The sequence below is a fragment of the Streptomyces sp. NPDC034084 genome, from assembly GCF_055575535.1.
Map to the genome: position 1 here is coordinate 539,776 of NZ_JBVISK010000004.1, position 13,589 is coordinate 553,364.

The window sequence follows — 13,589 nt, forward strand, 5'->3', positions numbered from 1 at the left end:
AGGCGAGTGTGGGAAGGTGGGGCATGACCGTGAGGATCGCGCCCACCCATGAACTCGGTGCCGCCCGGCTCCGCTCCGTACGCGAGATGCTCGACACCGCCTTCGAGGGCGACTTCTCCGACGACGACTGGGACCACACCCTCGGTGGCGTCCACGCCTGGATCGAGGACGAGCGGGGCATCGCCGCCCATGGCGCCGTCGTGCTGCGCCGGGCGCTCCACCGCGGCCGTTCGCACCGCGTCGGGTACGTCGAAGGCGTCGCCGTCCGCGAGGACCTCCGGCGGCAGGGGCTCGGCGGCGCGGTCATGGCCGGTCTGGAGCGGGTGATCGACGGGGCGTACGCCTTCGGGGCGCTCGGCGCCTCGGACGACGGGGCCGCGCTCTACCGGGCGCGCGGCTGGCGGGTCTGGGAGGGGCGCCTCGAAGCGCTCGGGCCCGGGGGGATCGTCCACCTCGCGGAGGAGGAGGGCTTCGTCTTCCTGCGCCCGGCGGACGGACTCGCCCTGCCGGACCCCGCCGTCCCGCTGGTCTTCGACTGGCGGGACGGCGATGTGATGTGACGCCCTTAGGGCGTGTTTCGCCCTAGGGGGCGCCTCAGCCCTTGCGGGCCGCCTCCACGCGGCCGCGTTCCGTCTCCAGCTTCGCCGTCAGCGCGGCCGTGACCGCGCTGCCCAGGGCGACGAAGACCACCGCGTACCCCGGCAGGCCGAGCGCGAAGTAGGCGGCGGCGACCACCACTGCCCAGGCGCCGAGCAGCGCCTTGCCGCGCCGGCTCAGGAACAGCCACTTCGCGGGCGTCGCCGGGACCGAGGGGAGCGCCCCCGCCGGACCCGCGGTCGCCGCCTTCGGGCGCTTGAAGTAGCCGTAGACCAGCCACTCGCCGCACAGCTCCCAGCCCTCCGGCTCCAGCTCCGCCAGGACCTGGCCGCGACGGCGCCCCTTGATCACCTCGCGGCGGTACTCCCAGGCGAGCGGCGCCCCGGGAGCCCGGCGGCAGACGAAGCGGCCGAGGCTGTCCAGGCCCTCCACCTCCCAGCCCTGGTCGCCGTGGACGGCCAGCATCCGGCGGTCGTTGAAGAGGTCCGCGGTCCACGTCCAGCGCTCCGCGGCCTCGTCCGGCTCCCCGGGGGCCGGGGTGAGTCCGCCGAGCCGGGCCGCGAAGCCCTCGGCCGGCCCGAACTCCTCCTCCGGAGCGGTCCCCGTCTCCGCGAGGTGGCCGCGCAGTTCGTCGGCCGTCCGTGCGATCTGCTCCTCGGGCACTCCCGCGGCGCGCAGTGCGGCGGCCAGTTCGGTGAAGTAGGCGTCGGTGGTCATGGTGCGGTTCCCCCTGCGTGCAGTTGCTTCCGTACGGCCCGGTGGAACTCCGCCCAGGCCTCGCTCTCGGCCGAGAGGTGGGCCCGGCCCGGACCGGTGAGCCGGTAGTAGCGGCGCCCGGGCCCGCGCTCGGCGGCCCGGAACTCGGCCTCCACCAGACCGGCCTGCTCCAGGCGGTTCAGCACGGGATAGAGCGTCCCGCCCTTGATCTCCCCCAGGCCGGCCCCGTCGAGCGCCTTCGCGATCTCGTACCCGTAACTCTCGCCGTCGGTCAGGCAGGAGAGGACGAGCAGGTCGAGGACGCCCTTGAGCCAGCTGGATCTGCGGTCTGCGGCCATGGGTGCATCTCATCACTACCTAGGTAGGAACGCAACCTAGATAGGTGAGCCAGGGGCCACGAAGGGTGGGGTGCCGTCTCAGATAGTAGGAAGTCCGAGTAATTGTGGAGACAGATCAGGGGGTCTGCCCTAGCTTTGTAGAAGCCGAACGTCTCGCTTCATCAAGCGAATGGCGGCCGAGAGCGCGACGCCCTGTGCAGGCAACCCCTGCGGCGGCGCTCCCCGCCCCTTCCGGCGCCTTCGATCACCACTGATCTCCGCACATCCGGATCACCACTGATCTCAAGGAGTCGATCCCTCATGGCCACTCAGACCGCCCGCCGCGTCCGCCACTCCGCCAACCGTCCCAGCGACGAGGCCCGCCAGAACGCCGCAGCCGCCCTCCAGCGCGCCCTCGACCGCCGTGACAACGGCGGCTCCACCGGCCACTGACACGCCTTCACCCGTATGGCGCTTCGTCCACATGATGGACGTGACGTGTCAGACGATGGGACGAAGAGTAGGGTGCCGACATGTCTCACAGCATCAATCTCGCAGTCATTCCCGGCGACGGCATCGGCCAGGAGGTCGTGGCCCAGGGCCTCAAGATCCTCTCGGCCGTCCTTCCCCAGGACGTGAAGCTGGAGACCGAGGAGTACGACTTCGGCGCCAAGCGCTACCACGCCACCGGTGAGACCCTCACCGACGCCGACCTCGACTCCCTCAAGAAGCACGACGCCATCCTGCTCGGCGCGATCGGCGACCCGTCGGTGCCGTCCGGTGTCCTGGAGCGCGGCTTCCTGCTGAAGCTCCGCTTCGCCTTCGACCACCACGTGAACCTGCGTCCCTCGAAGCTGCTCCCCGGCGTCGCCACCCCGCTCGCCGGGCAGCCCGAGATCGACTTCGTCGTGGTCCGCGAGGGCACCGAGGGTCCGTACACGGGCAACGGCGGCACCATCCGCAAGGGCACCGAGCACGAGGTCGCCACCGAGGTCTCGGTCAACACCGCCTTCGGCGTCGAGCGCGTGGTCCGCGACGCCTTCGCCCGCGCGCAGGCCCGCCCGCGCAAGAAGCTGACGCTGGTCCACAAGAACAACGTGCTGACCTTCGCCGGCCACCTCTGGACGAACGTCTTCCACAAGGTCGCGGCCGAGTTCCCCGAGGTCACCACCGACTACCTGCACGTCGACGCCGCGACGATCTTCCTCGTCACCGACCCGGCCCGCTTCGACGTGATCGTCACCGACAACCTCTTCGGTGACATCATCACCGACCTCGCCGCGGCCGTCTCCGGCGGCATCGGCGTCGCCGCCTCCGGCAACATCAACCCGAGCGGCGAGTTCCCGTCGATGTTCGAGCCGGTCCACGGCTCCGCGCCGGACATCGCGGGCCAGGGCAAGGCCGACCCCACGGCCACCGTCCTCTCCGTCGCCCTCCTGCTCCGCCACCTCGGCTACGAGACCGAGGCCGCCCGGGTCGAGGAGGCCGTCGCCGCCGACCTCACCGAGCGCGGCGACAGCGTCCGCACCACGGACGAGATCGGCGACGCGCTCGCCGCGCGAGTAGCGAGCTGACCCGCGCCGACTGACATCAGCAGCAGCCGCCGGGTCGCCTCAGCGCCCGGCGGCTGTTTCTTGCGCGGCCGCCGGGCGCACCCCGAACCCCGGACCGCGCTCATCCGTTTCCCGCACCGGTCCCCACGGGCGATAATCGAACGTGGGGCCGCGGCATACGGGCATGCCCGGACGCCGCCTCGTCGGGGACAGCTGTCCCCGACGGCGACGGGCGCGCGCGGTCCTCCCCACACAACCGGTGAAGGACACGCACTCATGACGACGCCCACGATCGAGCTCAAGCCCTCCTCCAGCCCGCTGTCCGCCGCGGAGCGCGAGGCGATCCTGGCCAACCCGGGATTCGGCCGCCACTTCACCGACCACATGGTCACCATCCGGTGGACCGAGGGCCGCGGCTGGCACGACGCGCAGCTCGTCCCGTACGGTCCGCTCTCCCTGGACCCCGCGACGAACGTCCTGCACTACGCGCAGGAGATCTTCGAGGGCCTGAAGGCGTACCGCCGCCCCGACGGCTCGGTCGCCACCTTCCGTCCGGACGCCAACGCCCGCCGCTTCCAGTCCTCCGCCCGCCGGCTCGGCATGCCCGAGCTGCCGGTCGAGACCTTCGTCGAGGCCTGTGACGTCCTCGTCCGGCACGACGAGGCCTGGGTGCCGGCGCACGGCGGCGAGGACTCGCTCTACCTGCGTCCGTTCATGATCGCCACCGAGGTCGGCCTCGGCGTCCGCCCGGCCAACGAGTACCTCTTCGTCGTCATCGCCTCGCCGGCCGGCCCGTACTTCCCGGGCGGCGTGAAGCCCGTCTCCATCTGGGCCTCGGAGGACCGCGTCCGCGCCGTCCCCGGCGGCGTCGGCGACGCCAAGACCGGCGGCAACTACGCGGCCTCCCTGCTCGCGCAGGCCGAGGCGGCGGCCAAGGGCTGCGACCAGGTCTGCTACCTCGACGCGGTCGAGCACAAGTGGGTCGAGGAACTCGGCGGCATGAACCTGTACTTCGTGTACGGAGACAAGATCGTCACGCCGACCCTCACCGGTTCGCTCCTCGCGGGCATCACCCGCGACTCGCTCCTCAAGGTCGCCGAGGACCTCGGTTACAAGTCCGAGGAGGCCCGCGTCTCCATCGACCAGTGGCAGGCCGACACCGAGAACGGCACCCTCACCGAGGTCTTCGCCTGCGGCACCGCCGCCGTCATCACCCCGGTCGGCACGGTCAAGTCCGCCCGGGGCGAGTGGCAGCAGTCGGGCGGCGAGCCCGGCGAGGTCACGATGAAGCTGCGCGAGGCGCTGCTCGCCATCCAGACCGGCAGGTCCGAGGACACGCACGGCTGGATGCACGAGCTCGGCAAGCAGTAACTACTCCGTCGCCGCCAGGGCGTCCGGGACCGTGACGGTCCCGGACGCCCTGTGCGGCGTCAGCGCGGCGTACAGCGCGCCGCCCACGATCCCCGAGAAGACGAAGCTGCAGTCGATCCCGCCCGTCAGGGCGAGCAGCGGCCCCTCGTAGAGCGGCGTCGACACGGCGGCCAGGCCGACCGCCGCGCCGACCGCCCAGGAGAGGGTGGCGCGCGGGTGCCAGCCCGCCGAGAACCAGTAGATCCCGCCGCGCGAGCGGTTGTTGAAGACCTGGAGCGCCTCCGGGTCGTACGACCCGCGGCAGCGGGCGTGCCCGATCAGGGTGATCACCGCCCACGGGGTCCCGATCGCGGTGAGGAGCAGGACGAACGAGGTCATCGCCGTCTGGGCGTCCGAGGCGAAGTGGCCGGCGAAGACGAAGGCCGTCGCCACCGCCGCGACCACGAGGGTGGCACGCGCGCGCGTGGCCTTCGGCAGGATCGCGTCGAGGTCGAGCCCCATCGAGTACAGCATCAGCCCGGCGTTGCCGACGGAGCCGGCGGTGGCGGCGACGAACAGCGGTACGAGGTACCAGACGGGGGACGCGTCGACGAGCGGGCCCGCGTAGTCCAGGCCGCCGCGGGCCGCCAGGGCGGTGAACGTGCCGAAGAGCTGCGGGACGAGCAGGCCGACGGTCAGGCCCAGGCAGGTGGCCCGCCACACGGTCTTCGCGCTGTGCCGCTCGGGGGAGACGTACCGGGTGTAGTCGCCGAGCAGCGTGATGAAGGCGACCGGTCCGCTGAGGCCCGCCGCGACGGCCGAGAGCAGCCAGGTCGGCCAGAAGGAGCCGAGCAGGTACGGCGTGTCCGGGACGGCCGCCGTCGTGAAGTCCCCGGCGTAGGCGGCCAGGCCGACGGCGAGGAGCACCGTCATGCCGATCGCGAGCGCCTTGCTCAGCCGGAGCAGCAGTCGGTAGCCGTACACCGCTCCGACCACCGTGCAGGCGGCGAGGAACGCGTAGACGAGGGCGTGGGCGGCACCGCCGGTCGGCAGACCGACGAGGCGGGCCAGCGTGCCCACCATGACGTCGCCGCCGATCCAGAGGGTGAGCGCGGTGTAGCCGAGCGAGAGCAGCAGCCCGACCACGGAGCCGACGAGCCGGCCGCGGACGCCGAAGAAGGCGCCGGAGGAGGTGGAGAGGTTCGTCGCGGTACGGAGGGACACGAGCGCGAGCGGGGCGGTGACCGCGACGCCGACGAGGGTGCCGGTGACGACGGAGGTCACCGAGGCCCAGAAGCCGAGTCCGAAGGAGACCGGCAGCCAGCCGAAGACGATCACCCCCAGACAGAGGTTGGATCCGAGCAGGATCGAGACGAGGTCGCGAGGGCCGCTGGTGCGTTCGGCCTCGGGGATGGTGTCGACTCCGCGCTGTTCTATCGGCATGGGGACTCCCTGCGGGGGCGGGCGAGGGCTATTTAGAGCGACGCTCAATGTGACCTACGCCTGTCGGTGACGTCAATGCTTGGAAGAGCGCTTCTCAACATTTAGAGTGTCGCTCAAACGTGTCGCAATTGCAGGAGGTGTTTGGGGCGTGAGACTGACCCCCACGGAACGCGACCGGCTGCTGCTCTTCGGAGCCGCCGAGCTGGCCCGCGCCCGCCGGGCCCGGGGCCTGCGGCTCAATGTGCCCGAGGCGACCGCCCTCGTCGCGGACACCGTCTGCGAGGCGGCCCGCGACGGCAAGCGACTCGCCGAGGCGATCGCGGCCGCCCGCTCCGTCCTCGGCCCCGACGACGTCCTTCCCGGCGTCGCCGACATCGTCACCGAGGTCCACGTCGAGGCCGTCTTCGACGACGGCTCGCGGCTCGCGGTCGTCTCCGACCCGATCAGCGGCGGCGGCCTGGGTGCCGAGGCGCCGGGCGCGCTGCTGCCGGGCGCCGGGCACCCCGAGACCGAACCGGCGCTCACCCTCCACGTACGCAACACGGCGACGGTCCCCGTGAGCGTCACCTCCCACTTCCACTTCTTCGAGGTCAACCCGCGCCTCGACTTCGACCGGGCCGCCGCCTACGGCATGCGGCTCGCCATCCCGGCCGGAGCCTCCTTCCGCTTCGACCCGGGCGGCGAGGCCACGGTCGGGCTCGTGCCGATCGGCGGCGCCCGCGTCGCCATCGGCTTCGCGGGTCTGGTCGACGGCCCGCTGGACGCGCCCGGCGCGAAGGAAGAGGCCCTGCGGCGCGCGGCGGCCTGTGGCTACCTGGGAGTCGAGAACTGATGGACCCGTACGAGTACGCATCCGTGCACGGCCCGCGCGCCGGCGACCGTGTCGTCCTGGGCGACTCCGGACTCGTCGTCCGCGTCGAGTCGGACTCCCAGAAGCCCGGCGACGAGTTCCTCGCCGGCTTCGGCAAGACCGCCCGCGACGGCCTCCACCTCAAGGCGGCGGCCGTCCGCGAGACCTGCGACGTCGTCATCAGCAACGTGCTGGTCATCGACGCCGTGCAGGGCATCCGCAAGGTGTCCGTCGGCATCCGCGAGGGCCGGATCCACGCCATCGGGCGGGCCGGCAACCCCGACACCCTCGACGGCGTCGAGGTCGTCGTCGGCACCGGCACCTCGATCGTCTCCGGCGAGGGCCTCATCGCCACCGCCGGAGCCGTCGACACCCATGTCCACCTGCTGTCGCCCCGGATCATGGAGGCCTCGCTCGCGAGCGGCGTCACCACGGTCATCGGCCAGGAGTTCGGCCCCGTCTGGGGCGTCGGCGTCAACTCGCCCTGGGCCCTCAGGCACGCCTTCAACGCCTTCGACGCCTGGCCGGTCAACATCGGCTTCCTGGCGCGCGGCTCGTCCTCCGGCCCGGCGCCGCTGGTGGAGGCCCTCGCCGAGGGCGGGGCCTCGGGCTTCAAGGTCCACGAGGACATGGGCGCCCACACCCGGGCCCTGGACACCGCCCTGCGGGTCGCGGAGGAGCACGACGTCCAGGTCGCCCTGCACTCGGACGGCCTGAACGAGTGCCTGTCGGTCGAGGACACCCTCAGCGTCCTGGAAGGCCGTACGATCCACGCCTTCCACATCGAGGGCTGCGGCGGCGGACACGTCCCCAACGTCCTGAAGATGGCGGGCGTGCCGAACGTCATCGGCTCCTCCACCAACCCGACGCTCCCCTTCGGCCGCGACGCGGTCGCCGAGCACTACGGGATGATCGTCTCCGTCCACGACCTGAAGACCGACCTCCCGGGCGACGCGGCCATGGCGCGCGACCGGATCAGGGCCGGGACGATGGGCGCGGAGGACGTCCTGCACGACCTCGGCGCGATCGGGATCACCTCCTCCGACGCGCAGGGGATGGGAAGGGCCGGCGAGACCGTACGCCGGACCTTCGCCATGGCCGGGAAGATGAAGGCCGAGCTCGGACCCATGGAGGGCGACGGCGCGCACGACGACAACGCGCGCGTCCTGCGCTACATGGCCAAGCTCACCATCAACCCGGCGATCGCCCACGGCCTCGCGCACGAGATCGGCTCGATCGAGGTCGGCAAGCTCGCCGACATCGTGCTGTGGCGGCCCGAGTTCTTCGGCGCCAAGCCCCAACTGGTGCTGAAGTCCGGCTTCCCCGCGTGGGGGGTCGTGGGCGATCCGAACGCCGCCACCGACACCTGTGAACCGCTCGTCCTCGGACCGCTGTTCGGCGGCCACGGAGCGACCCCGGCCGACATCTCGGTGGCCTTCGTCGCCCAGGCCGCCGTCGACCTCGGCTCCGACGCGATGCCGACCCGCCGCCGCCGTGTCGCCGTGCGCGGCACGCGCGGCATCGGCCCCGCCGACCTGCGGCTCAACTCCCGCGTCGGCGACGTGCAGGTCGACGACCGGACGGGACTCGTCTCGCTCGACGGCTCCCCGATCCGCTCCGAGGCGGCCGAGTCCGTCTCCCTCAACCGCCTCTACTTCCTCTAGGACCCTGACTCATGACCTTCCGCATGCCCGCCGAGTGGATGCCGCACGAGCGCACCTGGATGGCCTGGCCCAGCCCCAACCCCACCTTCACCAACGAGGACGAACTCGCCGAGGCCCGCGCCGCCTGGGCCTCGGTGGCCCGCGCCGTCCGCCGCTTCGAGCCGGTGACGATGGTCGTCGGGCCCGGCGACGCGGACTCGGCCGCCGCGCTCCTCGGCCCGGAGATCGACCTGGTCGAGCGCGAGCTGGACGACGCCTGGATGCGCGACATCGGCCCCACCTTCGTCACGAACGGCACCGAGATCGCCGCCGTGGACTGGGTCTTCAACGGCTGGGGCGCCCAGGACTGGGCACGCTGGGAGCACGACTCCAAGATCGCCCGCCATGTCGCGGACGTGGCGGGAGTCCCCGTGCTGTCCTCCCCCCTCGTGAACGAGGGCGGCGCCATCCACGTCGACGGCGAGGGCACCGTCCTCCTCACCGACACCGTCCAGCTCGGCACCGGCCGCAACCCCGAGTGGACCCGCGAGCAGGTCGAGAACGAGATCCACGCCAAGCTCGGCACGACCAAGGCGATCTGGCTCCCCAACGGCCTCACCGGCGACTACGGCCTCTACGGCACCCAGGGCCACGTCGACATCGTCGCCGCCTTCGCCCGCCCCGGCACGGTCCTCGTCCACAGCCAGCAGAACCCGGCGCACCCCGATTACGAGCGGTCCCGGATGTACGTGAACATCCTCCGCGGCCAGACCGACGCCCGGGGCCGCGCCCTGGAGGTCATCGAGGTCCCGGCCCCGACCGTCCTCACCGACGAGGAGGGCGACTGGGTCGACTACTCGTACATCAACCACTACCTGTGCAACGACGGCGTCGTCCTCTGCGCCTTCGACGACCCCCACGACGAACTGGCGGCCGAGATCTTCCGCCGCCTCTTCCCCGAGCGGGAGGTCGTCCTGGTCGACGCCCGCACGATCTTCGCGGGCGGCGGCGGCATCCACTGCATCACCCAGCAGCAGCCGGCGGTCTGAGAAAACCGCTGGTCCCGGCCGCACGCCCGAGGAGAGCGTGCGGCCATGCCCGTGCCGTACCCCGGAGACGGGCGCGGGCCCCACGGCCGGATCCTGTAGAACGTACGAGTGAGTCAGAGCAGCAACCCCGCCCCCTCCTCCCACCCCCGCCGGCGCAACCAGGCCGCCCCGCCCCGGGAGGACGTGCTCGCCGCGGCCATGGACACCATCGCCGAGCGGGGGCTCGACGGGCTCACCATGGCCGGGCTCGGGCGGCAGGTGGGGATGAGCAGCGGGCACCTCCTCTACTACTTCCGCACCAAGGACGAGCTGCTGCTGCGCACCCTGGAGTGGAGCGAGGGACGGCTCGGAGCCGAGCGCAGCGCGCTGCTGTCCCGGCCCGGGACGGCGCGCGACCGGCTGGACGGGTACGTCGACGTGTACGTGCCCGACGGGCCCCGTGACCCGCACTGGACCCTCTGGCTCGAGGTCTGGAACCGGTCCCAGAACGCCGACGACGACGCCCGCGCCCGGCAGGCCGCCATCGAGGGCGCCTGGCACCGGGACCTGGTCGCGATCCTCGCCGAGGGCGTCTCACGGGGCGAGTTCCGCGCGATCGACCCGGACCGCTTCGCGACCCGGATGCGGGCCCTGCTCGACGGCTTCAGCGTCCACGTCGCCGTCGGCCTCCCCGGCACCGGCAGGGCACAAGTCCTCGCGCACGTACGGGAGTTCATCGAGCAGGACCTGCTGTCGCGACCGTAACGCACGTAAGTACACCCGATCGTTGTGCGCTACGGCCTTGATGCCCCCGCGTGATCTCCGGCACGGTTCCTGCCCATGGGACGAGAGCACTGGAAGAAGATCTGGGTCGGCTCCGCGGGCAACATGGTCGAGTGGTTCGACTGGTTCGTGTACGCGAGCTTCGCCACGTACTTCGCGGGGGCCTTCTTTCCCGAGGGCAACGACACCGCCAAGCTCATGAACACCGCCGGCATCTTCGCCGTCGGCTTCTTCATGCGCCCTGTCGGCGGCTGGCTCCTCGGCCGGGTCGGCGACCGGAAGGGACGCAAGGCGGCGCTCACCCTCACCGTGACGCTGATGTCCGCCTCCGCCGTACTGATCGCCGTCGCGCCGACCTACGCCGTCGCCGGATACGGCGGCGCCGCCGTCCTCCTCGTCGCCCGCCTCCTCCAGGGGCTCTCCGTCGGCGGCGAGTACGCGGCCAGCGCCACCTACCTCACCGAGGCCTCCGCGCCGGAGCACCGCGGCTTCGCCTCCAGCTTCCAGTATGTGTCGATGACCGCCGGCCAGATCCTCGGCCTCGGCCTGCTCCTGATCCTCCAGCACACCCTGTCCGCCGATGCCCTGCACGCCTGGGGCTGGCGCATCCCGTTCGTCGTCGGCGCCCTCGGCGCGGCCGTCGTCTTCTACCTGCGCCGCACGATGCTGGAGACGGAGGTGTACGAGGAGACCGCCGACTCCGGGGTCGCGCGGGGCCAGCAGGGCACCCTCAAGGCCCTGTGGGCGCACAAGCGGGAGGCCTTCCTCGTCATCGCGCTCACCATGGGCGGGACCGTGGCCTACTACACGTACACCACCTACCTCACCAAGTACCTGTCCAACTCCGCCGGACTGCCCAAGCAGACCGCCACCCTGGTCTCCTTCTGCGCCCTGATCGTCTTCGCCGGCCTCCAGCCGCTCGCCGGCCGGCTCTCGGACCGGATCGGGCGCCGCCCGCTCCTCATCACCTTCGCGGTCGGCTCCACCCTCCTCACCGTCCCGATCCTGACGATGCTCAAGCACGCCGGCTCCTTCTGGCCGGCCCTCGGCCTCTCCCTCCTCGCGCTCGTCGTCGTCACCGGCTACACCTCCATCAACGCCTGCGTGAAGGCCGAACTCTTCCCGACCGGCATCCGCGCCCTGGGCGTCGCCCTGCCGTACGCGATCGCCAACGCGCTCTTCGGCGGCACCGCCGAGTACGTGGCGCTCTGGTTCAAGGACGCCGGGATCGAGTCCGGCTTCTACTGGTACGTGGCGGGCTGCGCGGCCGTCTCCCTGGTCGTCTACCTCTCGATGCGGGAGACCCGCGACATCGACCTGGGGCGGGTGGGCGCCACGTCCCCGGAGCGGCCGCGAGATCAACTGCCCGTATCGTGAGACCCCCGTCCCGCTGATCCGTCGGCTGTGTCAGACTTCCGGCGTGCTTGCTACCACGATGATTATCGGCAGCGGCGCGCCGGTCCGCAGTGGCCACTGAATCGCGGCTCGACCCCCGCGGCAGTGGACACCGTGCCCCAGACCCGCGCGCAGACCTCTCGCACCCGCGAGGGGTTTTTTCGTTTTCCGGCCCCACCCACGCCGGAAGCGGACGACGCGTGAGAATGGGGGCAAGTGGATCCATACCTTCCGGAGCCACATCCGACAGGAGCCATCACAGCCATGACCACGGAGAACGCCGAGGGCTCGCGCCTCGACGACAGCTTCCATGTCTTCGACACGACGCTGCGCGACGGGGCGCAGCGTGAAGGCATCAACCTCACCGTCGCGGACAAGCTGACCATCGCCCGGCACCTCGACGACTTCGGCGTGGGCTTCATCGAGGGCGGCTGGCCCGGCGCCAACCCGCGCGACACGGAGTTCTTCGCGCGCGCCCGGCAGGAGATCACGTTCAGGAACGCGCAGCTCGTCGCCTTCGGGGCCACCCGCAGGGCCGGCGGCGACGCCTCCGAGGACCCGCAGGTCAAGGCGCTCCTCGACTCCGGCGCTCCGGTGATCACCCTCGTGGCCAAGTCGCACGACCGGCACGTCGAGCTCGCCCTGCGCACCACCCTCGACGAGAACCTGGAGATGGTCCGCGACACCGTCTCCCACCTCACCTCCCAGGGCCGCCGGGTCTTCGTCGACTGCGAGCACTTCTTCGACGGCTACAAGGCGAACCCGGACTACGCCAAGGCCGTCGTCCGCGCCGCGCACGAGGCCGGCGCCGACGTCGTCGTCCTCTGCGACACCAACGGCGGCATGCTCCCCGCCCAGATCCAGGCCGTCGTCGCCACCGTCCTCGCCGACACCGGCGCCCGCCTCGGCATCCACGCCCAGGACGACACCGGCTGCGCCGTCGCCAACACCCTCGCCGCCGTCGACGCGGGCGCCACCCACGTCCAGTGCACCGCCAACGGCTACGGCGAGCGGGTCGGCAACGCCAACCTCTTCCCCGTCGTCGCGGCCCTGGAGCTCAAGTACGGCAAGCGGGTCCTCCCCGAGGGCGCGCTCGCCGATATGACCCGGATCTCCCACGCCATCGCCGAGGTCGTCAACCTCACGCCCTCCACCCACCAGCCCTACGTCGGCGTCTCCGCCTTCGCCCACAAGGCCGGACTGCACGCCTCCGCCATCAAGGTCGACCCCGACCTCTACCAGCACATCGACCCCGAGCTGGTCGGCAACACCATGCGGATGCTCGTCTCCGACATGGCCGGCCGCGCCTCCATCGAGCTCAAGGGCAAGGAGCTCGGCGTCGACCTGGGCGGCGACCGCGAGCTCATCGCCCGGGTCGTCGAGCGGGTCAAGGAGCGCGAGCTGAGGGGCTACACGTACGAGGCCGCCGACGCCTCCTTCGAGCTGCTGCTCCGGGAGGAGGCCGAGGGCCGGGCCCGCCGCTACTTCCGTACGGAGTCCTGGCGCGCGATCGTCGAGGACCGGCCCGACGGCACCCACGCCAACGAGGCGACCGTGAAGCTCTGGGCCAAGGGCGAGCGGATCGTCGCCACCGCCGAGGGCAACGGCCCGGTCAACGCCCTCGACCGGGCGATGCGGGTGGGCCTGGAGCGGATCTACCCGCAGCTCGCCAAGTTCGAGCTGGTCGACTACAAGGTCCGCATCCTGGAGGGCCGCCACGGCACCGAGTCCACGACCCGGGTCCTGGTCACCACCAGCGACGGCAACGGCGAGTGGGCCACGGTCGGCGTCGGCGAGAACGTCATCGCCGCGTCCTGGCAGGCCCTGGAGGACGCCTTCACGTACGGCCTGCTGCGCGCCGGGATCAACCCCGCGGAATAGTCCCTCTATATCCTGTTCGGTCCGGTTCGGGT

General features: G+C 71.6%; 13 protein-coding genes. 10 read left to right on the forward strand and 3 right to left on the reverse strand.

What is annotated here, in order from left to right; genetic code table 11:
• The first annotated feature begins 23 nt into the window (after positions 1–23).
• Positions 24–560: a GNAT family N-acetyltransferase gene (locus tag ACZ51I_RS17560; protein WP_468876525.1), complete on the forward strand. Its 537-nt coding sequence runs from the start codon at positions 24–26 to the stop codon at positions 558–560.
• Between the two features lie 34 nt (positions 561–594).
• On the opposite strand, the gene ACZ51I_RS17565 is transcribed toward ACZ51I_RS17560, so the two are convergent.
• Both ACZ51I_RS17565 and ACZ51I_RS17570 read right to left on the reverse strand, forming a co-directional pair.
• A complete protein-coding gene (locus tag ACZ51I_RS17565) occupies positions 595–1,314 on the reverse strand; it encodes a hypothetical protein (protein WP_468876527.1) in 720 nt (239 codons plus the stop codon).
• Positions 1,311–1,652 (reverse strand): PadR family transcriptional regulator, encoded by a 342-nt coding sequence (locus ACZ51I_RS17570; RefSeq protein ID WP_468876529.1) that lies wholly within the window; start codon positions 1,650–1,652, stop codon positions 1,311–1,313. Before ACZ51I_RS17570 ends, ACZ51I_RS17565 begins: the two co-directional genes overlap by 4 nt.
• Positions 1,653–1,952: 300 nt before the next feature.
• Here ACZ51I_RS17570 and ACZ51I_RS17575 point away from each other — a divergent pair, with 300 nt between their 5' ends.
• From ACZ51I_RS17575 to ACZ51I_RS17585, 3 genes are all read left to right on the forward strand, one after another.
• Complete coding sequence (locus ACZ51I_RS17575; RefSeq protein ID WP_260461862.1) at positions 1,953–2,084, forward strand: hypothetical protein; 132 nt, start codon at positions 1,953–1,955, stop codon at positions 2,082–2,084.
• 80 nt (positions 2,085–2,164) lie between these two features.
• On the forward strand, positions 2,165–3,205 hold the full coding sequence (locus tag ACZ51I_RS17580) for a 3-isopropylmalate dehydrogenase (RefSeq protein ID WP_468876531.1): 1,041 nt from the start codon (positions 2,165–2,167) through the stop codon (positions 3,203–3,205).
• A 255-nt stretch (positions 3,206–3,460) separates the two neighbouring features.
• Positions 3,461–4,555, forward strand: coding sequence for a branched-chain amino acid aminotransferase (locus ACZ51I_RS17585; protein ID WP_468876533.1), 1,095 nt, complete (start codon positions 3,461–3,463; stop codon positions 4,553–4,555).
• Here the strand turns inward: ACZ51I_RS17585 and ACZ51I_RS17590 are convergent, their stop codons facing one another.
• Positions 4,556–5,977: a cytosine permease gene (locus tag ACZ51I_RS17590; RefSeq protein WP_468876535.1), complete on the reverse strand. Its 1,422-nt coding sequence runs from the start codon at positions 5,975–5,977 to the stop codon at positions 4,556–4,558. It lies immediately after the preceding gene.
• A gap of 148 nt (positions 5,978–6,125) precedes the next feature.
• Here ACZ51I_RS17590 and ureA point away from each other — a divergent pair, with 148 nt between their 5' ends.
• The 6 genes from ureA (at position 6,126) to cimA (ending at position 13,557) form a co-directional block, all read left to right on the forward strand.
• Complete coding sequence (gene ureA / locus ACZ51I_RS17595; RefSeq protein WP_468876537.1) at positions 6,126–6,809, forward strand: urease subunit gamma; 684 nt, start codon at positions 6,126–6,128, stop codon at positions 6,807–6,809.
• Positions 6,809–8,491, forward strand: coding sequence for an urease subunit alpha (locus tag ACZ51I_RS17600; protein WP_468876539.1), 1,683 nt, complete (start codon positions 6,809–6,811; stop codon positions 8,489–8,491). The genes ureA and ACZ51I_RS17600 overlap by 1 nt, the downstream gene beginning before the upstream one ends.
• A gap of 11 nt (positions 8,492–8,502) precedes the next feature.
• Positions 8,503–9,519: an agmatine deiminase family protein gene (locus ACZ51I_RS17605; RefSeq protein WP_468876541.1), complete on the forward strand. Its 1,017-nt coding sequence runs from the start codon at positions 8,503–8,505 to the stop codon at positions 9,517–9,519.
• 198 nt (positions 9,520–9,717) lie between these two features.
• Complete coding sequence (locus tag ACZ51I_RS17610) at positions 9,718–10,263, forward strand: TetR/AcrR family transcriptional regulator (RefSeq protein WP_468876858.1); 546 nt, start codon at positions 9,718–9,720, stop codon at positions 10,261–10,263.
• Between the two features lie 75 nt (positions 10,264–10,338).
• On the forward strand, positions 10,339–11,658 hold the full coding sequence (locus tag ACZ51I_RS17615) for an MFS transporter (protein ID WP_468876543.1): 1,320 nt from the start codon (positions 10,339–10,341) through the stop codon (positions 11,656–11,658).
• Between the two features lie 282 nt (positions 11,659–11,940).
• Positions 11,941–13,557: a citramalate synthase gene (cimA, locus tag ACZ51I_RS17620; protein WP_468876544.1), complete on the forward strand. Its 1,617-nt coding sequence runs from the start codon at positions 11,941–11,943 to the stop codon at positions 13,555–13,557.
• Positions 13,558–13,589: the final 32 nt, after the last annotated feature.

Bases quoted from the DNA above. Each gene is read 5' to 3' on its own strand.
- ACZ51I_RS17560 (WP_468876525.1), top strand. From the start codon at position 24: ATGACCGTGAGGATCGCGCCCACCCATGAACTCGGTGCCGCCCGGCTC.
- ACZ51I_RS17565 (WP_468876527.1), bottom strand. From the start codon at position 1,314: ATGACCACCGACGCCTACTTCACCGAACTGGCCGCCGCACTGCGCGCC.
- ACZ51I_RS17570 (WP_468876529.1), bottom strand. From the start codon at position 1,652: ATGGCCGCAGACCGCAGATCCAGCTGGCTCAAGGGCGTCCTCGACCTG.
- ACZ51I_RS17575 (WP_260461862.1), top strand. From the start codon at position 1,953: ATGGCCACTCAGACCGCCCGCCGCGTCCGCCACTCCGCCAACCGTCCC.
- ACZ51I_RS17580 (WP_468876531.1), top strand. From the start codon at position 2,165: ATGTCTCACAGCATCAATCTCGCAGTCATTCCCGGCGACGGCATCGGC.
- ACZ51I_RS17585 (WP_468876533.1), top strand. From the start codon at position 3,461: ATGACGACGCCCACGATCGAGCTCAAGCCCTCCTCCAGCCCGCTGTCC.
- ACZ51I_RS17590 (WP_468876535.1), bottom strand. From the start codon at position 5,977: ATGCCGATAGAACAGCGCGGAGTCGACACCATCCCCGAGGCCGAACGC.
- ACZ51I_RS17600 (WP_468876539.1), top strand. From the start codon at position 6,809: ATGGACCCGTACGAGTACGCATCCGTGCACGGCCCGCGCGCCGGCGAC.
- ACZ51I_RS17605 (WP_468876541.1), top strand. From the start codon at position 8,503: ATGACCTTCCGCATGCCCGCCGAGTGGATGCCGCACGAGCGCACCTGG.
- ACZ51I_RS17610 (WP_468876858.1), top strand. From the start codon at position 9,718: ATGGACACCATCGCCGAGCGGGGGCTCGACGGGCTCACCATGGCCGGG.
- ACZ51I_RS17615 (WP_468876543.1), top strand. From the start codon at position 10,339: ATGGGACGAGAGCACTGGAAGAAGATCTGGGTCGGCTCCGCGGGCAAC.
- cimA (WP_468876544.1), top strand. From the start codon at position 11,941: ATGACCACGGAGAACGCCGAGGGCTCGCGCCTCGACGACAGCTTCCAT.